Source organism: Rhizomicrobium sp. (assembly GCA_037200385.1).
Lineage (GTDB): Bacteria > Pseudomonadota > Alphaproteobacteria > Micropepsales > Micropepsaceae > Rhizomicrobium.
Map to the genome: position 1 here is coordinate 4,846,489 of JBBCGL010000001.1, position 23,049 is coordinate 4,869,537.

The 23,049-nt window shown below is 66.8% G+C and carries 17 protein-coding genes; 11 read left to right on the top strand and 6 right to left on the bottom strand.

The genetic code is table 11. The annotated features are described in order from the left end of the window. The first annotated feature begins 39 nt into the window (after nucleotides 1–39). The 5 genes from WDM91_23215 to WDM91_23235 all read left to right on the top strand — a co-directional run bounded on the left by WDM91_23215 (nucleotide 40) and on the right by WDM91_23235 (nucleotide 7,198). Nucleotides 40–2,367, top strand: coding sequence for a TonB-dependent receptor plug domain-containing protein (locus WDM91_23215; protein ID MEI9997524.1), 2,328 nt, complete (start codon nucleotides 40–42; stop codon nucleotides 2,365–2,367). Between the two features lie 14 nt (nucleotides 2,368–2,381). Continuing rightward, a complete protein-coding gene (locus WDM91_23220; GenBank protein ID MEI9997525.1) occupies nucleotides 2,382–3,506 on the top strand; it encodes a phosphotransferase family protein in 1,125 nt (374 codons plus the stop codon). Nucleotides 3,507–3,508: 2 nt separating this feature from the next. Next, a complete protein-coding gene (locus WDM91_23225; protein ID MEI9997526.1) occupies nucleotides 3,509–4,525 on the top strand; it encodes a hypothetical protein in 1,017 nt (338 codons plus the stop codon). Nucleotides 4,526–4,745: 220 nt separating this feature from the next. Further along, complete coding sequence (locus WDM91_23230; GenBank protein ID MEI9997527.1) at nucleotides 4,746–6,257, top strand: carboxylesterase family protein; 1,512 nt, start codon at nucleotides 4,746–4,748, stop codon at nucleotides 6,255–6,257. After that, nucleotides 6,254–7,198 carry a phytanoyl-CoA dioxygenase family protein gene (locus WDM91_23235; GenBank protein MEI9997528.1) on the top strand — a complete coding sequence of 315 codons (945 nt, stop codon included), beginning with the start codon at nucleotides 6,254–6,256 and terminating at the stop codon, nucleotides 7,196–7,198. The genes WDM91_23230 and WDM91_23235 overlap by 4 nt, the downstream gene beginning before the upstream one ends. Here WDM91_23235 and WDM91_23240 read toward each other — a convergent pair. Next, entirely contained in the window at nucleotides 7,125–7,703 is a 579-nt protein-coding gene (locus WDM91_23240) for a hydrolase (protein ID MEI9997529.1), read from the bottom strand. The genes WDM91_23235 and WDM91_23240 overlap by 74 nt on opposite strands. Before the next feature lie 21 nt (nucleotides 7,704–7,724). Further along, on the bottom strand, nucleotides 7,725–9,071 hold the full coding sequence (locus WDM91_23245; protein MEI9997530.1) for an aspartate aminotransferase family protein: 1,347 nt from the start codon (nucleotides 9,069–9,071) through the stop codon (nucleotides 7,725–7,727). Between the two features lie 93 nt (nucleotides 9,072–9,164). On the opposite strand from WDM91_23245, the gene WDM91_23250 reads away from it, so the two are divergent. Next, a complete protein-coding gene (locus WDM91_23250) occupies nucleotides 9,165–10,628 on the top strand; it encodes a M81 family metallopeptidase (GenBank protein MEI9997531.1) in 1,464 nt (487 codons plus the stop codon). A gap of 4 nt (nucleotides 10,629–10,632) precedes the next feature. Here the strand turns inward: WDM91_23250 and WDM91_23255 are convergent, their stop codons facing one another. Next, nucleotides 10,633–11,766, bottom strand: a complete 1,134-nt coding sequence (locus WDM91_23255) for an FAD-dependent oxidoreductase (GenBank protein MEI9997532.1) — start codon at nucleotides 11,764–11,766, stop codon at nucleotides 10,633–10,635. Then, nucleotides 11,763–12,698 (bottom strand): 3-keto-5-aminohexanoate cleavage protein, encoded by a 936-nt coding sequence (locus WDM91_23260; GenBank protein MEI9997533.1) that lies wholly within the window; start codon nucleotides 12,696–12,698, stop codon nucleotides 11,763–11,765. Before WDM91_23260 ends, WDM91_23255 begins: the two co-directional genes overlap by 4 nt. Nucleotides 12,699–12,799: 101 nt before the next feature. Between WDM91_23260 and WDM91_23265 the strand changes: the two genes are divergently transcribed. The 4 genes from WDM91_23265 to WDM91_23280 all read left to right on the top strand — a co-directional run bounded on the left by WDM91_23265 (nucleotide 12,800) and on the right by WDM91_23280 (nucleotide 19,897). Next, nucleotides 12,800–14,539: a CocE/NonD family hydrolase gene (locus tag WDM91_23265; protein ID MEI9997534.1), complete on the top strand. Its 1,740-nt coding sequence runs from the start codon at nucleotides 12,800–12,802 to the stop codon at nucleotides 14,537–14,539. A 49-nt stretch (nucleotides 14,540–14,588) separates the two neighbouring features. After that, a complete protein-coding gene (locus WDM91_23270) occupies nucleotides 14,589–16,001 on the top strand; it encodes an MFS transporter (protein MEI9997535.1) in 1,413 nt (470 codons plus the stop codon). 3 nt (nucleotides 16,002–16,004) lie between these two features. After that, entirely contained in the window at nucleotides 16,005–17,516 is a 1,512-nt protein-coding gene (locus WDM91_23275) for a carboxylesterase family protein (protein ID MEI9997536.1), read from the top strand. Nucleotides 17,517–17,620: 104 nt separating this feature from the next. Then, nucleotides 17,621–19,897: a TonB-dependent receptor gene (locus tag WDM91_23280; GenBank protein ID MEI9997537.1), complete on the top strand. Its 2,277-nt coding sequence runs from the start codon at nucleotides 17,621–17,623 to the stop codon at nucleotides 19,895–19,897. Between the two features lie 44 nt (nucleotides 19,898–19,941). On the opposite strand, the gene WDM91_23285 is transcribed toward WDM91_23280, so the two are convergent. Both WDM91_23285 and WDM91_23290 read right to left on the bottom strand, forming a co-directional pair. Continuing rightward, nucleotides 19,942–21,003: a Gfo/Idh/MocA family oxidoreductase gene (locus tag WDM91_23285; protein MEI9997538.1), complete on the bottom strand. Its 1,062-nt coding sequence runs from the start codon at nucleotides 21,001–21,003 to the stop codon at nucleotides 19,942–19,944. Nucleotides 21,004–21,120: 117 nt separating this feature from the next. Then, nucleotides 21,121–21,825, bottom strand: coding sequence for a GntR family transcriptional regulator (locus WDM91_23290; GenBank protein MEI9997539.1), 705 nt, complete (start codon nucleotides 21,823–21,825; stop codon nucleotides 21,121–21,123). Nucleotides 21,826–22,032: 207 nt separating this feature from the next. On the opposite strand from WDM91_23290, the gene cobT reads away from it, so the two are divergent. Further along, nucleotides 22,033–23,049 carry a nicotinate-nucleotide--dimethylbenzimidazole phosphoribosyltransferase gene (gene cobT / locus WDM91_23295; protein MEI9997540.1) on the top strand — a complete coding sequence of 339 codons (1,017 nt, stop codon included), beginning with the start codon at nucleotides 22,033–22,035 and terminating at the stop codon, nucleotides 23,047–23,049.

The window sequence follows — 23,049 nt, forward strand, 5'->3', positions numbered from 1 at the left end:
AATAGGACTCGCACAAGCGTGGTCCAACAGGGGGAAAAAATGAAAAATGCACAGCTGCTCGCCGGTTCTGCCTTGGCGGCGATCTTCGCATCCTGCAGCCATCCCGCATGGGCGCAGGATGCCGGAGGCGCCACGACCATCGAGACCGTCACCGTGACTGCCGAACGGCGCGCCGAAAACCTGCAACAGACGCCGGTCGCGGTGCAGGTGCTGTCGCCGAAGAACCTCAGCGATTCGCATATCGAAAACCTTGTGGATCTTCAGAAGATCACGCCGTCGCTCGTGGTCCAGGATGCGGGCAGCAACGTGAACCCCTATATCCGCGGCGTCGGCGCGACGACGCAAGGGTCGGGCTACTATGCCAGCGTCGCCACCTATGTGGATGGCGTTTATGTCACCCGGTTGTCGAGCGGCGTGTTCGACCTCGACGATATCGACAGCATCCAGGTCCTGAAGGGCCCGCAAGGGACCTTGTATGGTCGCAACGCCACGGGCGGCGCCATCGTCATCACCAGCCACACGGCGCAGCCCGGCGACCCGATCGAGGCGCATCTGTCGGCGGGCTATGGCAGCTACGACGAACATGGCGTGACAGGACGGATTTCCGGCGGCATCGACGAGAACTTCGCGTTCACGCTCGGCGCTTCGGAACGTTACCGCGCCGGCTTCGTCGAAAATCTCAATCCACCCGGCTTCGGCACCAATGGACAGGATCTCAACAGCCGCAATTATTATTCGATGGATGGCGAACTGACCTTCGCGCCCAATGGCCGGTTGAGCGTCGTGCTGCGCGGCTCCTATTATTTCCAGAATGATCGCACGGCGATGGGCATCCAGCCGGTCGGCCTGAAGGACTATGTGAACAACGCCACGCTGGCCTCGCTTGGACTGCCCGCCGATCCGGCGACGCCGCTCAACGGCACACAGGCCTACTATGCCGGCTTGCTGGGCGCTTTCGGCGTGCCGGGCGCCGCGGCCGAAGCCATGGCCGGTGGACTGCAATTCTCGAACCGCTTCGGCACCGTCTACGACAACGAAGCGAACGGCTTCGCCGCGAACGCGCTTCGGGTCACGGGCCGGCAAGGCGATTTCGACGCGACGCAGATCGCTACCGGGGTCCTGCGCGTCGACTACAATCTCGGATTCGCCGATCTCGTTTCCAACGCATCCTTCACCTCGAACACCAGCAAGTCCGCGACCGAAGTGATCGGCGCCAATCCGGCCAGCTATCCCGCCGGCTTCAATGCCGGCAGCGTCGGTTTCTCCGGCGACTTCCCGGCCCAGAATTTTCAGGAGGATCTGCAGCTGTCCTCGACCGGCGGGCCCATTCAATGGCTGCTCGGCGCAAATTATCTCGACGAAAAGGGCCTGACGGACCTGACCGGCGACCTGTTCGGCTTCAACGTCCAGAGCGCGCTCAATCGCTTCACGTCGCGGTCGTTCGCGGTGTTCGCACAGGCCACCGCACCGCTCGACTTCATTGCCGACGGCCTCAGCTTCACCGGCGGCGCGCGCTATACGACCGACACCTTCACGCTGCGGGACGAGCCCGGCTTCGGCACGTTCCAGAATCACATCAGCAGCAATGCCTGGACCTATACGGCCCGGGCGAACTATCAGCGCGAAGATATTCTGCTCTATGCCGGCGTCTCGACGGGCTTCAAGGCCGGAACGTTGAACGCGACCAACGAGACCAGCCCCGGTGTCCAGCCGGAGAAGATTACATCCTACGAGATCGGCGCCAAATGGGATATCGACGACCGGCTCCGGCTGAATGTCGCGGCGTTCCATTACCTCTACACCAACATCCATCTGCAGGTGACGTCTTCGCCGCTGGCCGCGAGCTTTCTCGTCAACGGCACGGGCGCCCATGTCGACGGCGTCGATTTCGAAGGCTCGGCGGTGTTGACCGATTGGGCGACGCTCAATCTCAACGGACTGCTTCTCGATTCCCGCTACAAGGACAATGTCGCGGTACCGGGCTTCGTGACCCTCGCCACGGCGGGCAAGCGGCTGGCCGGCGCGCCCGACTGGTCGCTCAGCATCGGGCCGCAGATCAAGCTTCCTTTCGTCACCGACGGCTCCCTCGATCTTGCGGTGACCGCCGGCCTGAACAGCGGATATTATTTCGACGCGGAAAACATCGTCGGCACCGGTGGTGCTTTCAGCGCCAAGTCCTTTGCTACGGTCGACTTCAACCTCGGATACACGACCGCCGATGGGCATTGGCGTGGCTCCGTCTGGGGCAGCAATATCCTCAACGACCAGTATTTCAACGGCGGTCTGGTTGCCGGCCAGATCGACAAGCTGGCGCTTGCCGCGCCGCCGGCGCAGTTCGGCGCGACCATCGATTACTTCTTCAACTGACGCGAGCGATGGATATGGCCAGCAGCGACGACGATGCGCTCTCGGTCATCCGGAGCATGACTGGACGGACGCAAGCATCCGTCGCCGTCTCTCCGGAGCGTGTCGCGGATTTCCTGCGCAAACAGGACGATCTGGGCGGCAAGCTCATCCGTCTGGAATTCGACGACAAGCGCCGTCGGTCGGGCGCGTCGAGCGGCACGCAGCTCGTCGATGCTTATATAACGGCCGAGGATCACGCCGAAGTCTGCCGCAAGCTGGTGTTCCGCTATGATCTCGGCGGCACGTTCTTCTTTCAATACGATCTTGTGGCGCAATTCCGGGTGATGAAGGCGTTGCGGAAGACGCCGGTCCCCGTTCCGAAGGTCCTTTGGCTGGATGCGGCGGGCGAGATCGCCGGCCTGCCGGGGCTTTTCATGGAGCGCGTCGACGCGCCCGCGCCCGGCGGCCAGCCCTTTGCCGAAGGGCCGCTGGTCGATGCGCCGCCGGAACAGCGCCGCCAGATGATCCTGGAAAGCGTGCGCACCTTCGCCCGGCTACACCAGCTCGATCCGAAGACGCTGCCGCTGGACTTCCTCGGCCGGCGCGGTACAGGCGCGGACTTTATTGCCCGCGCGATAGACTGGGACAGCAAGGAACTCATGCACGCCATTCCCGCCGGCTTCGGCGGCGACCGGCGCGCGTTCTACGACGGCGTGCGCGGCGAATTGTTGGGCGTGCGCGATTATCTGTTCGCGCATGCGCCCAAGGACCGCGAACCCGAGATCGCGCATGGCGATCCCAATCTCAGCAATCTGATGTTCCGCGGCAGCGAAGTCGCTGCTTTGCTGGATTGGGAGCTGTGCCATCTCGGCCTGGGCGAGGCGGATCTCGCCTATTGCCTGGCCGGCATGGCGCACTTCCTCTTGTTGATGAAGCCCATGGCGGGCGTGCCCTCCGACGACGACGTCATCGCGGCATACAAGGCTGAGCGCGGCAGCTTTCGCGACTGGGAATTTTGCCGGCTGTGGGGCGAATGGCGGCTCGGCGTCTATCAGGCGATGGGCTTCAGCCGCCTGCCGCCCGACATGCAGCATGTCGAGGAAATGTACTGGAACAACACCAAAGACCGCCTCGGGCGGTTCATGCCGCGAGAGGGTTGAGTATGGAGATCATCGAACTTCCCGTGCAGGACGAATGGCCTCACAAGCCTGGTCCCGAGATGCTATGGCAGGAAAGCGTCGTGCTGACCTGGCAGGACGTCACCCAATCCATCGGCGGATTTTTCCGCATCGGGCACCAGCCCAATCGCGCCTTGGGCATTTGCACCTTCGGCATCGTCAGCAGCGGCGGCCGCTGTTTCAACCGGTCGCGGCCGAACATTCCCATCACGGCCTCCGACCGCTTTCAGAACGGCTTTCAGATCGACAAGTTCCTGCGGGCGGAATTCGAGCAGGGCCGCAGCCTGTGGACCGCCCATGACGACGACTGCGATATCGCGCTGCATGTCACCGACATCCATCCCCAATACGATACCTGGGCGCTATCGGGCCTGCACAACGACTTCCGCGCCAAATTCGCTGCCAGCCATACCGAAGTCGCGGGGCTGGTCGCCGGAACGGTGCGGCTCGGCGACCGCGACTGGAAGATAAAAGGCTTTGCCTATCGCGATCATTCCTGGGGCGTGCGCGATCATAGCGATCCGGCGGCGGCGCTGGCGAACCTGTTCTGGCTGGTCGGCTCCTTCGGCAAGGATTTCGTCATCTGCGCCTGCGAAACCGTGTCCCGCAGCGCCAAGCGCTTCAATACGGGCTTCGTGATCAAGGACGGCGAGATCGACCGTCCCGTGATGCGCGATATCAGCTTTAACGTCGAGCTCGACGGCATCTCGACGCGCGGCGCGCGCTGCCGCATCGAGACGGAAAAGTTCGGCGCCTTCGACATCGACATAGACGGCTTCGGCAACGTCTTGATGGGCATGCAGGCGGAGCCGGGTCACGAGGAGGAATATCTCGAATGCGGCATGCCCGGCCGGATGCGTTGCAACGGCATGACGGGCGGTGTTCATCTCAGCACGATGTTCAACGCCCGGGGCGCCTCGGGACCGCCGGCATTGCTGTTCGGCGCCTCGCGCCAAAAGGGTCTGTACACCGCGCCAAAATGGTCTCCATCAAGCAGGTAAGTGTCGGAATGCTCCCGAGGCCGTCAGTCTCGGAGCAAAGCCCGGCGCGGACGCTGCGCTCTATCAACCTGCACAATTCGGCCTCACCCAACGGGGCGCAGCGTTGGAGCGCGCGCCGTTTTGCCGCCATCGGCGGCGACGCGCGTGTTTCGGCGACGCCGCAAGCGTTGACAGGAATTTCCGTAACGGCTACGTGTGATCACAAATCACAGAGGAGCCGATGGGTACCGCCAGCAGCCTGATAGTGCGCACCGCACAAGGGACGTTGCAGGGCGGCGTGGAAAACGGTGTCCGCGTTTTTCGCGGCGTGCCTTACGGGCGCGTGTCTGCGGCCTTGCGGTTTTGCGCGCCAAAGCCGCCCGCCGCGTGGTCCGGAGACCGCTTGGCCGTCGCGGCAGGTCCCATCTGCCCGCAGAATGACGATGACGGCGTAGGTGCCTATCTGGCGTTCGCGCAGGACGAAGACTGTCTCAACCTGTCGATCTGGGCACCACAGGCTCCAGGTCCGCATCCCGTCCTCGTCTGGTTCCATGGTGGCGCCTTCGTGACCGGCACGGGCGCGCTCTCGCTTTACGACGGCAGCACGCTGGCGCGCGAGCAGAACATCGTGGTCGTGAGCGTGAACTATCGCCTCGGCGTCCTCGGCTGGCCACCGTTCCAGGTACGGGGCGCGAGCGTCTCCAACAATCTCGGGCTTCTCGACTGCGTCGCGGCGCTGCAATGGTTGCGGGCCAACATCGCCGCGTTCGGCGGCGATCCGGACAACGTCACGCAATCGGGCCAGTCTGCCGGCGCGATGATCTCCGCCATGCTCGGCCTTGTGCCGCAGGCCCGCGGCCTGTTCGCCAAGGCCGCACCGATGAGCCTGCAGACGTTGGTCGCACTCGAGCCAGAGCGGCAGGCGCGCTACACGCGCGCGATCCTCACGGCCCTGGATCTCGGTCCCGAAGATATGGACAAACTCGCGGCGGCGCCGGTCGCGGCGCTGCTGAAGGCGCAGTGGCAGGTTCGCCAAGCGGCGATGTCCGCGGTCGACACGGTCGAGCAATTGCGCTGGCCGTTCATGCCGAATGTCGACGGCATCCTGTTCACCGGCGATCCCGCGAACGAGATGGCGGCGCTCCGCCGGACATGGCCGCTTCTGACCGGCGCGACGGCAGAAGAGCTGGTCGTCACGCCGTTGCAGCTCGCGGCCAACCCGACGGCGGCGCAGCTTTCGACCCGGGCGGCGACGCTGGCAGGCCTCGCCAGGCTGTTTGACGCGGCGGCGGCTGAGCGGATCTGGCGCGTCTATGCAGAAGCCTATCCCGCCGCGTCGGAAAGCGAGTTGTCGGGCCTCATCGCCACCGACAAGGATTACCGCATCCCGGCGCTACGCCTTGCAGAAGCGCCGACCGCACAGGCCGATGCCTTCACCTACACTTTCACCTATCGCGGCCGCGGGCCGTACTATCCCAATGCGCATCACGCACTCGACCTGCCGTTCTGGTTCGGGACGCTGCGAGAGCCGCGCTATGCCGGATTCTTCCTGGGCGGTGACGCGACCGAGGCCGAGCTCGCGCTTTCGCGGAAGATGCGCGACGCCCTGGGCGCCTTCATGCGCAGCGGCGATCCGGGCTGGCCAGCCTATCGCACGGGCATGCGCGAGACGATGATCTTCGGGCTTCCGGGCGGCGCCGCACGCGATCCGCAGGGCAGCACCCGCGCGGTGTGGGAGGGCCTGATACCGTGAGCGCATCGCTTGACAGGGCGGCGTCGCGCCGGCCCGAACCGACAGGCAGCTTCGCGCAGCTCCGCCGCGACATCGCCGAGTGCGGCTATGGCATCCTGCTCGGCGCGCTCGACGCCGATCTGTTGGCGCGGCTGAAGCAGCGGGTGGCCGAACAGGCGGCCGCCGAGCGCGAGGCCGGCGTGGCCTATTATTTCGGCGACGACCTGACGGGCATGCCGGCGACGCGCGGCGGTCCGGATCCCGCGCCCAACCAGCGGCTAAGCAACTTGCTCAACAAGGGCCGTGTCTTCCGCGAGCTCCTCCACCATCCCGCCATCGCCGAAGTGGTGCTGCCGATGATGGGTGGGCGCACGCTGCTCTCCAGCCTGAGCGCGATGATCATGAAGCGCGGCGGCGTGGCGCAGGTGCTGCACAGCGACCAGCAATTCGTGCCGTTCCGCACGCCGCTCCCGATGGTCGGCAACGTCGTGTGGATGCTGGTCGATTTCACGCGCGACAACGGCGCGACCCGCGTCGTGCCTGGCTCGCATCTGTGGGAGCCGCCGTCGATCCGGATCGAGAAGGACGCGGCAGGCGTTGCGAACCTGGTCCAGTCCGAGGTCGAGCCCGTGATCGCCGAAGCGCCGGCCGGATCGGCGCTGATCTTCGATGGACGGCTCTGGCACGGCGCTGGCGCCAACAGGACGGACGTGCCGCGACCGGCGCTGTTCTCCTATTACTGCCAGCCTTACATCCGGCAACAGGAGAACATCGCGCTCTCGCTGCTGGACGACGTCTATGCGGAGATGAGCACGGCGGAGCGCGCGATGGTGGGTTTCGAAGCCCACAATCGCGGCCTGGGCCGCATCGCGCCGGCGCTCGGCCGCGTCAACACCAATTGGATCGATCCGGCGGTCGGAGAATTGCCGCGGCCTTGCGGATCAGGCGCGACACCTCTTTGAACGCCGGCGTGCCGGCGCGTTCCAGCCATTCGAACAGCGCCATCTCGGTCGTCACGATCTGCGCGCCGGCCTGCTCCAGCCGCCGGAGCCCTGCCTGCTTGTTGTCTTCCGTGCGCGACCCGACCGCATCGGCGACGACAAAGCAGCGCCGGCCGCGCGCCAACAGGTCGAATGCGGTCTGAAGCACGCAGACATGCGCCTCGAGCCCGCACAAGACGATGTCGCGCGCATCGGCCGCCAGGTGCGCCGCGAGCGCGGTGTCGCGCAGGCAGGAGAATTCGAGCTTCTCGAAGCGCGGCGCGTCGCCGGCGGCCGCTGCGAGCGGTGGAACGGTCGGTCCGAGGCCGGCCGGGTATTGCTCGCTGACAGTCACCGGTATCTCAAGAATCCGGCATGCCTGCAGGAGGCGCAGGCAGTTGCGCTCCACCGCGTCGTAGCCCGCGATCGCAGGGACGAGCCTCTCCTGCATGTCGACGAGCAGCAGACGGCTGGCCTCGCGGCGCATCAATCCGCCGCGATCGGTCATCTAGAGACTCCGCAGCGCCGTGCGCACCTGCTCCAGCAGGTGATCGACCTCCGCCTCGCCCATTGGGGTTGAGAGCGTGAAGAGAAGGCTGGGCGAGGTCAGGATTCCGGCATTCATCAGGAAGGCATGGATCTTCGCCTGCTCGCCGCCGAACTGAGCCGCATAGACCAGGTCGCGGTAGTTGCGGATCGGGTGATCGCTCAGGGAGAGCAGGGCGAAGGACTCGTCGCCCATCACCTGGCCCGTGCGGCCGGTGTCGCGCAGCGCGGCGCGCAAGCCGTCGCGCAGACGGCGGCCCAATTTCCCAAGCCGTGCGAATTCGCCGGGCGTCAGCATCTGCATGGTCTTCAGGCCCGCGACCATGGTCACGGGATTGGCGTTGTAGGTCCCGCCATGGGAAACGCGCGGCCGGCCCTCGTCGAAATTGAAGACCGACATCACCGCTTGGCTGCCGCCGACCGCGCCGACCGGGAAGCCGCCGCCGATGATCTTGCCCAGCGCCGTCAGGTCCGGCGCGAAGCCGAGCTTGCCCTGCGCGCCGTGATAGCTGAGACGCAGATTGTAGACCTCGTCGAGGATGATCAGCGCACCGATCCGGGCGCAGACCTCGCGCAGCATCGTGAGATACCCCGGATCGATGGGCACGAAGCCGACACGCGAGGGCAGGGGATCGATCAGCACACCGGCCAGCGCGCCGGCATGGGCTTCCAGCAGCGCGCGCGACGCGGCGATGTCGTTCCACGGCAGCACGATGACCTCATCGAGCACCGATTGGGGCTGGCCGTGATAATTGGCGACGCTGGCCGGCTTGTCGGCCGGTCCCCAGCTGTCCGGCAGCGCGGCCTGGCTGACCTCCGCGAAGTCGTAGCCGCCGTGATAGGCGCCTTCGACCTTGGCGATCTTCGGCCGCCCGGTATAGGCGCGCGCCGCTTTGATCGCGAGCATCACCGCCTCGGTGCCCGAATTGGCGAACCGCACCTGATCGACGCCCGCCAGGCGGGTCACCAGCAGTTCGGCGAGATCGATCTCGCTTTCGGTCGGAAGGCCGACGGCGGTCAGCCGGCCCAGTTGCGCCAGCACCGCGTCGCGGACCGGCGGCGGATTGTGGCCGTGGATGAGCGAGGAGTAGTTGTTGATGAAGTCGATGCGCTCGACTCCGTCGACGTCGGTCACGCGACAACCGGTGCCGCTCACGGCGTAGACCGGATAGGGTTTGAAGAATACCGTGGCGCGCGAGTTGCCGGACGGCAGCACGCCGCGGGCGCGGCGATGGAGCGCTGCCGAGCGCGAATTGTCGTCGGGATAGCGGCTCGCATTGGAGTGCGCCGCGGCGGAGGATTCGCTCATCGTGTGACCATCGCAGGTATCCGTGTATTGTGATCACATATATCGTTATAACGCGCAGGCGGTCAATCGGCGGACAGGTCACGGAGCAGGTGTATGCGTCTTTTCATGGCGATGTTGGCGACGGAGACCAACACCTTCTCACCGATGCCGACCGGCTGGGCGGCGTTCCAATCGGGTGGGCTCCGGCGCGGCGATGCCTCGCGCCATCCCGACACCGGGATCGGCGTTCTGCTGGCGGAATGGCGCGGGCTGGCCGAGACGGACGGCATGACGGTGTTGGAAGGCACCGCGGCCGGCGCGCAGCCGGCTGGGCGCACCTTGGGCGCGGTCTACGAAGCGCTGCGTGACGAGATCGTGGCGCAGGTCGCCGCGGCGCTGCCGCTCGACATCGTGCTCCTCAACCTGCATGGCGCGATGGTCGCGCAAGGCTGCGACGATTGCGAGGGCGATCTGCTTACGCGCATCCGCGCGCTGACCGGGCCGAAGACGATCATCGGCGCCGAGCTCGACCTGCATTGCCATGTGACGGACGCGATGCTGACGGCGGCGGATGCACTGATCTGCTTCAAGGAATATCCGCATACAGATGAAGTTGCGCGCGGGCGCGAGCTCTACGCGCTATGCCGCGACGCGGCACGCGGGCAGGTGCGGCCCGTCACTGGCGTGTTCGACTGTCGGATGGTCAGCATGTGGCGGACCACGGAGGAGCCGATGAAGCGCTTCGTGGCGCAGATGCAGGCGGCCGAAGGGCGGGACGGAATCCTTTCGGTCTCGTTCGGACACGGCTTCGCCTGGGGCGACGTCGCCGATGTCGGTGCCAGGCTCTGGGTGATCGCCGATGGCGACCGCGCAAAGGCCGACGCGGTGGCGCGGCGGTTGGGCGAGACGATCTATCGCCTGCGTGAGCAGACAAGGCCCGTCACGCTTGCGATCGACGACGCGCTCGGCCGCGTGACGGGGAACGACTGCACCGTGCTGGCCGACGTCGCCGACAATGCCGGCGGCGGCGCGCCGAGCGACAGCACCTTCCTGTTGCGGGCCTGTCTGGCGCGGGGTCTGCGTAGCGTCGCCATCGGCTGCCTGTGGGACCCCATCGCTGCCGCGCTCGCCCATGAGGCCGGAGTCGGCGCGACCTTCGATCTTCGCGTCGGCGGCAAGATGGGGCCGATGTCGGGCGATCCGGTCGACCTGACGGTGACCGTGCGTGCCGTGTCGGAGACGCACAGCCAGACCGGCCTCAGCGGCGACACGATTTCCCTGGGCCGTTCCGCCTGGGTCGAGGCGCACGGCATCGACATCGTGCTCACCTCGGTGCGCGAGCAGGTCTTCTCGGTGGATGCTTTCACCAATCTCGGGCTCGATCCCTTCGCGCGGCGCGCCGTGATCGTGAAGTCGACGCAGCACTTCCATGCCGCCTTCGCGCCGCATGCGGCGCGCGTGATCTATGTCGCTTCGCCCGGCGCCATCGCGCCGGACTTCGCCGCAATACCCTATACGAAGCGCGACGGGAATTTCTGGCCACGCGTCGCAGATCCGCTCGGCTTGGGCGAGGCTTAAGTGATCAGGGGCGCAGGCGTTCGGCCGCGAAGGGCGCAGCCGAAACGCCGCAAGCCGTCAACTCGCGCGGCACGGGCTTGCCAGCCGCTAGTGCCGCGCCCAGCTTCGCGGCAGCGGGCGCGGTCTGGATTCCGTAACCGCCCTGGCCTGCGAACCAGAAGAAGCCCGGCGCGGCAGGATCGAAGCCGATCACGGGCGTGCGGTCCGCGACGAAGCTGCGCAAGCCGGCCCAGCTCCGCCGCACGCGGCGCACCTCGATGTCGGCCGCCTGTTGGATGCGGTCGACGCAGATCGCGATATCCATTTCCTCCGGCATCGCGTCGCACGGTTCGCTGGGCGTCTCGTCGGCCGGCGAGGCGAGAAGGCGGCCGCTCTCCGGCTTGAAGTAGAAGGCTTCGTCCGCATCGAGCACGAAAGGCATCGCCGCGATCTCCAGGCCGGGTGGTGGATCGAGGATGATCACGGTGCGCCGGAGCGGCCGCAACCCGATGCCCTCGACGCCGGCGCGGGTCGCGACGACGTCGGCCCACGCTCCGGCGGCGTTGACGACCACGGCCGCGATCGCGCGCGATCCGTCGGCGAACCGCAGGCTCCAGAAACCTCCGCCCTGTTCGAGCGCGATCACCTCGGCGTTCAGATGGAGGACGCCGCCATGCGCCTTGGCGCTGCGCAAATAGCCATCATGCAGGGCCGCGACGTCGATATCCGCGGCGTCCGGTTCCAGCGCTGCACCGGCGACGTAGTCCGGCCGCAGCATCGGACAGAGCGTCCAGGCCCGGTCCGGCGAGATCGCCGCGATGGCGACTCCCGAGGCTTTGGCCTCACGGATGGTCGCCGCCAGCGCCCCCATCTGGTCGGGGCGCGCGATATGGAGGCAGCCGCGCAGAGAGAGCAGGGGGTATTGGGCAAATCCATCCGGCGGCACGTCGAAGAACGGGCGGCTGGCGAGCGTCAGCGCGCGGATCGCGGCGTTGCCGTACGACGGAGAGTAAAGCGCGGCGGAACGACCCGTGGTGTGCCGCCCCGGCGCATCCTCCCGCTCGACCAGAAGAACCGTGCCTTCGCGTGCAAGCTCGGCGGCAAGCGAGGCTCCCGCCATCCCCGCGCCGATGACCGCAAAGTCGAAGACGCGGCTCAAAAGGCGACGGCTCCGCCGCCCTTGAGGCCCAGCATCTCGCGCGCCTCTTCGGGGGTCGCGATCTCGAGTGACAGTTCCTCGGCCAGCCGCCGGACCTTGGCGACCTGTTCGGCGTTCGATTGCGCCAGCCGGCCCTTGCCGAGATACAGGCTGTCCTCCAGTCCGACGCGGACATTTCCGCCCATGGCGAGACTGACCGCGGCGATGTTCATCTGATGCCGTCCGGCGCCGATCACCGACAGATAATACTGGTCGCCGAACAGCTTGTCCGCCACGTTGACCATGTAGATCAGGTTGGCGACATGCGGCCCGATGCCGCCCAGGATGCCGAAGATGCATTGGATGAAGAAGGGCGGCTTGACCACGCCCGCTTCCGCGAAATGCGCCAGCATATAGAGATGGCCGACGTCGTAGCATTCGAACTCGAAGCGGGTGCCGTGGCCGTCGCCGAGCTCGCGGATGACGCGGCCGATGAAATTGGGCGTGTTGTGGGCGATGCGCTCGCCCGACGAGGCGACGTATTCCGCCTCCCAGGCGTGGCGCCAATCGGCGACCCGGATCGCGGCCTGGCCATAGTCGAAATTCATCGTGCCCATGTTGAGCGAGGCGATCTCGGGCGAGAAGCGGTTGGCGGCGGCGAGCCGGTCCTCCGGCGTCATGCCGTTGCTGCCGCCGGTCGTGATGTTGATGACCGCGTCGGTCTGCTGCTTGATGCGCGGCAGGAAGGCGGCGAACACTTCGGGGTCCGGCGTCGGCCGGCCGTCCCCGGGATCGCGGGCATGCAGGTGGATGATGGAGGCGCCGGCCTGGGCGGCCTCGACGGACTGCTGCACGATCTCGTCGGGCGTCACCGGCAGGTGCGGCGACATGGACGGCGTGTGGACGGAGCCGGTAACGGCGCAGGTGATGATGACTTTCCGGGCTTGCCGCACGAGATTCTCCAGACGGATTTCGCTTCCAATGGTGATATGTGATATCAGATCGCAGTACCGACCGCCACCGTCAAATCGGCGGTCTCACCGGGACGTCCGCGATGCCTGAAACCGCCGAGGCCTTCGATTGCCGCTCACTCTATGTGCCCATGCGCGACGGCGTGCGCCTTGCGGTCTCGGTCCTGATGCCGGCGGGATTCACCGGCAAGCGCCCCGCGCTGGCCGTGTTCACCCGCTACGGACGGGCGACCAGGGCCGGAATCCTCGCCATCCCGTTCAGCGAGTCGCTGGCCTTCATGCGGGAGGGCTTCGTGGTCGTGTCGGTCGACGTCCGCGGCACCGGCGCGTCCTTCGGGCGCCGCCTTGTCGAGAAGGGGCGCGAGGAGATCCGCGATTATGGCGAGATCTTCGACTGGATCGTGGCGCAGCCCTGGTCCGACGGCCGCATCGTGAGCACCGGTGTCTCCTATCTCGGCAATGCCTGCGAGGCTGCGCTGATCAACAATCACCCCGCCCTGGTCGCGGTCGCGCCGCGCTTCACCGATTTCGACCTGTACGAGCACCTGCTGTTTCCGGGCGGTATGCCCGATGTCGCCTTCGCGCTCGCCTGGGCTGAGATGACCGCGACGCTGGATCGCGGCGAGACGCTGGAGGTCAGCGCGTCGGACCGCGAAGCGGCCGAGCGTTCGAAGATCGCGGCCGCGGCGGTGGACGGCGACGATGGAACGCTGTTCCGCGCCGCCATCGCGGAGCACGGCAACCAGAACGGTCTTGCCGAGCGCTTCGCCCGCATCGTGTTCCGCGACGACGGCGGCAAGCCGGCCGCCAACGGCGACCGCGCGGTCGATCTTTGCGATGCGGCTGCGGAGATCGTCGCGGGCGCGCGTCCGGCCTTCCATTGGGCGAGTTGGCTCGATGCCGGTACCGCGGCTGGCGTTCTCGCGCGCTTCCATACGCTCGACATGCCGATGCGGATCAAGATCGGGGCGTGGAACCACGGCGCGATGCAGGATGCCAGCCCCTACACGCCGGTCGACACGCCGCCGGTACCCGACCGGCCGTCGCAAATCCGCGAGATCGCCGCCTTCTTCCATGCCCGGCTGGCCGGCGAACCGTTGCCGGCGCGCAAATCGATCGAATATTTCACCTTGGGCGCCGGTTGCTGGCGCGCGACGCAGGTTTGGCCGCCCGTGGGACTCGCGGTGCGCGACTGGTACTTCGACGCGGAGGATTGTTTGTCGGATGCGCCGGGCGCGACCGGCCACGACTCCTACCATGTCGATTTCGCCGCCAGCAGCGGCAAGGCGAATCGCTGGACCACCCAGCTCGGCCGCGACGTCGACTATCGCGACCGCCGCGCCGCCGACGCGGTCTTGAAGACCTATACATCGGCGCCGCTGTCCGGCGCGCTGGAGATCACCGGCACACCCCTCGCGACGCTGCAGGTCGCTTCGAACCGGACGGACGGAAATTTCATCGTCTATCTCGCGGAGGTCGCGCCCAACGGCCGCGTCACCTATCTGACCGAAGGCGGATTGCGCGCGCTGCACCGCGCGGTCAGCGATGCGCCGGCGCGCTATGTCCGGCCGGGTCCGAACCGCAGCTTCCTGCGGGCCGACGCGACGCCGCTCGTGCCGGGCGAGTTCGCGACGCTGTGCTTCCCGCTGCTGCCGCTGTCAGTGGTGATCAAGGCGGGCCATCGCCTGCGCGTCTCGCTGGCGGGTGCGGATGACGGAATCTTCGAACGCCTGCCGCCCGAGGGCGACGCGGATTGGACGATCGCGCGCGGCGCGGGACAGATATCTTTCGTGCGCCTGCCTTGCGCGCCTTGGACGCCTTGACCGTCCGGCGCGCGCGTGCACTGATATCACAAATCACAATAGGTGTTGCATGGCGGACGATCCGCAGGAGGACGCGGTGGCGACGGTGAAGCCCGGCTGGGGCATCACGATCGGCTATGCCGGCTATGCGCTGCCCGCCGGGCTGATGATCCCGCCCTTCAGCCTGCTGCTGCCTGCCTTCTATTCGCAGGTCATGGGCGTTTCGCTCGCCGTGGTGGGCGGCGTGGTCGGGGCGTTCCGGATCTACGACCTGATCCTCAATCCGATCCTCGGCGTACTTTCGGATCGCACGCAGACGCGGTTTGGCCGCCGCAAGCCCTGGATGATCGCGGGTATGCCGCTGCTGGCCGTAGGACTGTGGCTCGTCTTCGCGCCGCCTGTGACGCATGGCTCGGCGCTTTATCTCGGCATCGCGCTCTTCGTCTTCTACACGGGGTCGAGCCTGGTCATGATCCCATACTACGCGCTCGGCGCCGAGGTGCCGGCGACGCCGTACGGCCGCGCCCGCATGCTGGGCCTGCGCGAAGCGGTGATGATGGCGGCGCTGGTGTTCGCTGGCCTTTGTCCGCTGGCCGCCAAGGCGTTCGGCTTTGCGGCGGCGAGCCGCGAGACCATGCTGATCATCCTGGGCACGCTGGTCGTGCTGACGCCGCCTGCGCTGGCGGCGCTGCTGTTCGTCGTGCCCGACAAGGTTCCGCCGCAGGAGGTCGTGCCGCGGTTCAGCCTGCTTGAGATCATGCGCGATTTCTGGGACGCGCTGATCCGCAACCGCGCCTTCGGCCGCCTCGCTGTCGCTTATGCGGTGATCAATTTCGCGATCTTCACCGATCAGGCGCTGAACCTGTTCTTCCTCTCGAAGATTCTCCGGATCGAACAGGTCTTCGGCGTCGCGCTGCTGGTCCAGGGTGTCATGACCGTCGCAGCGGCGCCGCTCTGGGTCTGGCTGTCGAAGCGGATCGAGTTGCACAAGGTCATCGCGATCTCCATCGTCCTCGCCTCGTTGTTCCGGGCCGGTGCCTATTCCTGGCTGCCGCCGGGCGCCGCGGGCGCCTATCTCATCATCCAGGCGATCGGCGCGGTGTTGTTCTCCGGCACGCTGGTGCTCGCCTCGGCGATCCAGGCCACGGCCATCGACTACGGCTCGCTGGTGAGCGGCCGCGAGCGGGCGGGGACCTATATCTCTGCGAACAACATCGTGACCCAATTCGCCGCGGCGCTTCCCTTCATCGTGGTGTTTCCGCTTCTCGAATTCGCGGGATTTTCCGCGACGGGGACCAACACGCCTTTCTCGCTGCAGCTGCTGCGGGTGCTGACGATCTATGGTGCGCTGCCGTTCCAGCTGATCAGCGCCTGGCTGATCTGGAATTTCCCGATCTCGCGCAAGCAGGCGGCGGAGAATTCGGGCCAGCTTCTCCTCCAGCGCAATGCCGAGATCGAGATCGGCGCGCTGCCGGCACCTTGAGCGATGGGTGTGTTCGGGCCACGCGAGCCGGTTGTCCGCACCGTTTGCGGAAAGGTGCGCGGCGCGCCGGATGACCGCGGAATCCTGGTGTTTCGCGGCATTCCCTTCGCGGCCTCCACCGCCGGTGCCAACCGCTTCCAACCGCCGCGGCCGCCCGCGGCGTGGGAAGGCGTGCGCATGGCCGAGGCTGCCGGACCGATCGCGCCGCAGAACGCACCGGAGCTCGGTCTCTCGAGACTGCCGCCCGCATCCGAAGACTGCCTGAACCTCAACGTCTTCACGCCCAGTGCCGATCGCGGCCGGCGGCCCGTCCTGGTCTATCTCCATGCCGGCGCCTTCGTCTCCGGCACCGGCTCGGGCGCGACGCAGGACGGCTCGCAACTCGCGCGCGACGAGGACGTCGTGGTCGTGACGGTGAATTATCGTCTCGGTGTGCTCGGCTTTCCGCCGTTCCGCCCCGGCGGGCAGGGGCCGAGCAATCTCGGTCTGCTCGATCAGGTCGCGGCGCTGCAATGGGTTCGGGCGAACATTGCGCGGTTCGGCGGCGATCCGCGCAACGTGACCCTGTTCGGCTATTCCGCCGGCGGCTGGTCGATCGTCGCGTTGATGACGGCGCCGCAGGCGGCGGGCCTCTTCCATAAAGCGGCGCCGCAGAGCGGCAGCGAATTCACCGCCTCGCCGCCGGCCGAGCAGGCGGCGCTGGCGCGGGCGTTCTGCGCCTTCGCCGGCGTGGCCGAAACCGATGTGGCGGCGCTGCAGGCCCTGCCGCTGGACCGGCTTCTCGCCGCCCAACAGGCGCTGCTCGAAAGCCGGCAGAACGCTGCGGGCCGGCAGATCGAAGAGGGGATCGTTTTCGGCCCGCGCCTCGACGGCGTCGTGTTGGCGGAGGATCCGTTCCGGATGGCGCTGGCGGGGCGCATCGCGCCGCTGCCCATGCTGATCGGCACGACGGCGGACGAGCTCGGTTACACGCCGTTCCGCGCCGCGATCGGATGGCTCGACGCGATGCACGCGCGCGAGGCTGCGCTCCGGTCGCTCGCCGCGGCTTATGGTGAGGATAGGGCGCAACGAATCTGGCAGGCCTATACGCATTACTTTCCCGGACACGACGATGCCCAGATCGCCGGTCATATCCGCAGCGACCGCTACTACCGCTTGCCCGCGATCCGCGTCGCCGAGGCACAGCGCGCGCCCACCTGGATGTACCAGTTCACGCTGCCCGCGCCCTCGCAGGCGGCGGGCGGGGTGAGCACCCACGCGACCGATCTGCCGTTCTGGTTCGGCACCATGGCGGCATCCCCGCTGCAGCCCTTCCTGTTCGGCCGCGATCCCTCGCGGGCCGAGCTCGCGCTGTCGCGCCGTATGCGGCGGGACCTGGCGGGTTTCGCGCGCACCGGGCGTTGCGATTGGGCTGGCTACGGCACGCGGAATCGCGCCACCAAGCTCTATGGCGAGAACGACGAAATCGCGTTCGACCCACAGGCCTCATTGCGGCGTGCCTGGCCGGCCACCTAGCCGATCCCCCGGCAATCCGACGCCTTAACCGATCCGACATGGAATGTTGCGCCGCTTGTTACACTGTGATATCAGATCACATAATCGGAGAGGGGCGAATTCCAATGACCACACTGCGTACCGGGCGTAAGCCGGATTTGAGAGCCTTGGCGCTGGCATCCACCGCGCTGGTTGCCTGCGGCCTCGGGCAGGCCTGGGCGGCCGATGCGGCGGCGGCGCCGGGCGGCATCGAGACGGTCGTGGTGACCGCCGAGAAGCGCCCCGACACCGTTCTGAACGTGCCGAGCGCCATCGCCGTCGTCAGTGCCGACCAGCTCAAAGAGCGCGACTTCTCCTCGCTGGTCGATCTCACCAGCACCGTGCCCGGCTTGTCGGTCGCGTCGCGCGGCGCGACGGGCTTCAACCAGATCATCCTGCGCGGCATCACGTCCGGCTCGCAGCAGACCAGTCCCACCGTCGGCATCGTGGTCGACGACGTGCCCTTCGGCACCTCCAGCCCGTCGGGCTCGAGCAGCCTGCAGCCGGACCTCGACCCTGCCGACATTTCGCGCATCGAAATCCTGAAGGGTCCCCAGGGCACGCTCTACGGCGCCAGCACGCTGGGCGGCCTGATCAAATACGTGACCAACGCGCCGGATCCGAACGCCTTCAGCGCCTCGCTGAGCGCCGGCTTCAAGGACGTCGACGACGGCGCCGGCGGCGGCGACGTGCGCGGCGCGGTCAACATCCCGCTGATCGACGACGTGCTCGCGGTCCGCGCCTCGGGCTTCTATCGCGACGATCCGGGCTACATCGACGATCCGGTCGATCATCGCAGCAACGTCAACACGGACCATTCGGCGGGCGGCCGCATCTCGCTCGGCTTCTATCCGGCGAGCAATGTCGAGATCCGCGTCAACGCCTTCTTCCAGGACACGACGGCGGAAGCGACCGGCGAGGTCGATCTCGATCCCAACACGCTGCAGCCGATCCACGGCGATCTCACCAACGGCCGGGTCGCGCCGGACTTCTTCCACAACAAATACCAGCTGTTCTCCGGTACGGCGAAGTGGGATCTGGGCGGTGTGTCGCTGGTCTCGGCGACCGGCTACGGCATGATCCGGTCGGCCTTCTCGTTCGACGTCACGCCGGCCTACGGCTTTATCACCGCGCTCTATTCCGGCGGTGCGCTGCCCGCCGCGGATGTGCTGGCGCCGCAGGATTTCCGCTCGAACAAGTTCAGCCAGGAGCTTCGCCTGGAATCGGACGGCAGCGGGCGGTTCAACTGGCGGATCGGCGGCTTCTACACCAGCGAGACACTCGACATCGCGACCGGAGTCGACGCCTACAATCCAGCGACCTTCGTGCTGATGCCGTCGGTGTTCGGTCCCCTCTCGACGGCGTTCTCGCACGCGACGTATGAGGAGAAGGCCGTGTTCGGCGACGTGCGCTATTCCATATTGGACGATGTCGAGCTCTCCGGCGGCCTGCGCTGGGCGCAGAACGACCAGTATTCCGTTACGACGGCGACGGGCCTGCTGATCGATCCGGCCCATCCGACGACGCCTGAGACCTATCCGCCGCCGGGACCGGCGCGCAATTCGAGCGAGAGCGTGCTGACCTACAGCGTCTCGGGCAAGTGGACCTATGGCGAGAACAAGATGGTCTATGCCCGCGTCGCGAGCGGCTACCGTCCGGGCGGCCCCACCAACCTGACGCCGAGCGCGCTCGCCGCCAGCGTGCCGTCGAGCTACGACTCCGACACGGTCACGAACTACGAGGTCGGCACAAAGGGCCTGTGGCTCGACAACACGCTCTCGATCGATGCCGACCTGTTCTATGTCGACTGGAAGGACATCCAGCTTCCCACGCTGATCGCCGGCTTCAACGTCGAATCCAACGGCGGCGGCGCGGTGAGCCGCGGCGCGGAGCTCAATATCGGCTATACCCCCGACGAGCACTGGCGCTTCGGCGCGCGGGGCTCCTATACCGACGCGCATCTGACGACCGATGCCCTCGTCGCGGGCTACGCCAAGGGCGACAGGCTGCCGGCGGTGCCGGTCTGGGACCTCGCGGGCGATATCGACTACGGCTGGACGATCTCCGACTCGCTCGGTGCAGATCTCGGCATCAGCCTGAAATATTCCAGCGACCGGGACGTCGGTCAGTCGCAGAATGCGCTCAATCCGTTGCGCACGCTGCCCGACTACACCACCGCCGATCTGCGCGCCGGCTTGGTGTGGGACAAATATTCGCTGAACGCCTACATACGAAACGTCTCCGACACCCGCGCCTATTACAGCGGCGGTGCGCTCCGGGCGGTCGCCGGACAGAACGTGCCGTTCGAGGCCATCCCGATCCAGCCGCGGACCTTCGGCCTGACGCTGTCGGCCAGCTACTGAACCGAAAGGGCGGCGCGGGAAGGTCCGTGCCGCCCTTCGTCTTCTCAGAGATCGATCACGCGGCGTTCGCGGGCGCTGCGGTAGATGGCGGCAAGCACCTGCAAGGCACGCATCGCGTCGCCCGCCGAGACACGCGCCGGAGCGCCGTCATTGAGGTCTTGCGCGAAAGCGTCGATCTGCGCGGCGAAATGGTACGGCGCCGCCGGGCCGCTGAGCGCGATCTGGCGCGGTCCGTCAGCATCGAACTGGATCAGCGTGTTGGCGTAGTGAAAGACCCGCAAGGCGCCTCTGGTGCCGTGGAGGTGGATGGCGCCCGGATGCGGCACCCAGCCGCCGCCGGGTCGATAGCCGCTCGCATCCCACGACGATCCCCAGCTGAACGCGCCTTCCGCCGGCAGGTCGGTGTGGAATGTCGCCTCGTCGTAGAGCAGCGATGCCGTGCAGCCATTGGCGAAGGTGAGTACCGCATATTCCGGCCGCAGCGCAGCGCCGGAGAGGTTTCCCCGACCGAACACGCTGGCGATCGGGCTTTGCAGCAGCCAGGGCAGCACATCGAGCAGATGGATGCCGTGATCGACCAGGCCCATCGGACTGCCGCCCGGCGTGCCGGCGGGATAGTGCGCCGGCGGCAGCGTCACGCGGGCCTCGATGCCCGCACCGCCGATCTCCTGCTCGCGGATCATGGTGACGTCGCCGATCGCACCGGCCGCGATGCGTGCGCGCGCTTCGCGCACCGGTGCGAGGAAGCGATAGGACGAGCCGTAGAACAGCGCGACGCCGGCGGCGGCACAGACCCGGCTGATCTCGGCGGCGTCCTCCACCGTGGTCGCGAGCGGCTTCTCGCACAGCACATGGACGCCGGCCCTGGCGCACAACCTCACGAGCGCGAGATGCAATGCGGCGGGCGCGAGGACGCAGGCGATATCCAGCCGCGTTTGGCGCAGCATCTCTTCGGCATCGGCATAGACGGGAACGGGGAGGGCCGCCGCCGCGAGGGCGCGCCGCTCCGGATCGGGCTCCGCGATGGCGACGATCTCCGTCAGGACGGATTTCGCATAGGCTTCGCAGTGGAGCCGGCCGACGCCGCCATAGCCGATGATCCCCACGCGCCTGCGTCTGGCTGAAACCACGTCCCGCCTGTATAGATATGTGATCTGTGATCTCACATATCACGTCGGCAAGTGCCGTTCAACGCGGACGGCATGCGCCGGAAAGAAGCAGGTTCAGGCGCGGCGGGTCGCAGCGCGGCGGGGCGCGGCCGGCTCGGTCGCTTCCGCCTCCATCCGGCGCAGCAGGTTGTTGCGCGCTTCGGTGAGGTCCATGACGACGGCGGCGCGGGTCGCCGCGCCGTCGCGGCGCACCAGCGCCTTGATCGCGGCCTGGTGATGGTCGAACGCGGCAAGCTGCCTGTTGATCATCGGCCCGATCTGGAGCCACAGCGACTCGATCAGCTCCGTGAGCTGCGGCATCCGTGCCAGCCCGTAGATCTTGAAGTGGAACCGCCAGTTCTGGTCGACATATTTGCGCACATTGCCGGTGCGCTGCGCGGCTTCCATGGCCTCTTCGAATGCCCGCAATTCCGCGATGTCGCCATCGGTGATGGCCTTCGCAGCTTCCTCCGCGGCGAGCCCCTCGAGCGTGATGCGGATCTTGTAGATCTCCTCGACCTGTTCGCGGGTCAGCTTCGGGACGGCGATGGTTCGATTGGGCCGGGCCTCGAGCGCGCGTTCGGTGATCAGGCGCCTCACGGCGTCCCGCACCGGCATGGGACTGGTGCCCAAGGCCTTCGCCAGGCTGCGGTAGGACAGCACATGCCCGGGCAGCATCGTGCCCGTCATCAGGGCATTGCGCAGCTCGTCATAAGCGCGGCCTTGCAAGGTGTCATGTTCAAGCGTTGCAAGCTTGATCTCGGCGGCGCGCCTAGGCATTCGGTCTCCGGAACCTTCGACGAGGCCTGCGGCGCTGGGAGTTGCCGAGTCGCCCGAAGGTAAGTTTATGAGATCAAAGATATATCCGCAATGATGATCGGTGCGATCGTCGACGATCGCCAAACTCGCTGCGACGCCTGATAGCATGGCGCAATGGCGCGCCGCCGCCACGATTGGAGCCGGTTCGGTGCCGGAGAAGGATAGTAAATGATGTTCGACACTTCGAGTTCATTGGCAGCATTCCTCGATAGGCTGTCCGAGGCCGATGGCGGCGCCCGAGCGGAAGCATCGGCGCGGCAGCAACAGCTCACCAAACCGCCCGGTTCGCTGGGTCGCCTGGAAGACATCGCGATATTCCTGTCCGGCTGGCAGAAGCCGTCCATCAAGGCCGAAAATATTCAAGTCGTCCTGTTTGCTGGAAACCACGGCGTAACGCGGCAGGGCATTTCTCCCTACCCATCGGATGTCACCGCGCAGATGGTTGAGAATTTTCGCAATGGCGGCGCCGCCATCAGCACGCTCGCCAGGGAATTCGGCCTACGGCTTTCGGTCCATCCCCTCGAATTGGAGCGGCTCACGGGCGATCTCAGTGTCGAAGAGGCGATGACCGGGGAGGACGTCCTGGCCGCCTTGAACGCCGGCGCGAGCGCGGTCGACAAGAACGCGGACATCGTCGTGGTCGGCGAGATGGGAATCGGCAATACGACCGTCGCCGCAGCGCTTTGTGCTGCCGCGCTTGGCGGTTCCGGCGCGGATTGGGCGGGTGCCGGAACGGGACTGGACGCGGCCGGCGTCGCGCGCAAGGCGCAAATCATCGATCGCGCCATTGCCCGGTTGGATGCCGAGTCTCGTTCGGCAATGGACATCTTCCGGCATGTCGGCGGCCGCGAGCTCTGCGCCATCGCCGGCGCGGTTTGTGCCGCCCGGCGTCATCGCATCCCGGTGGTCCTGGACGGATTTGTCGCCTGCGCCGCCGTCGCGCCGCTCTTCGCCGCGAATCCGAAGATCTTGGAGCACTGCCTGGCCGGCCATCGCTCCGCCGAGCGGGGGCATACGCGGTTGTTGGAGATATTCGGCCTCACGCCCTTGCTCGATCTCGGCATGCGGCTGGGTGAAGGCAGCGGCGCGGCGCTCGCCACCGCGGTTGTCCGGGCCGCCGTCGCGACGCACAATGGCATGGCGACGTTCGCCCAGGCCGGCGTGTCGAACAAGGACGCCCGGTAA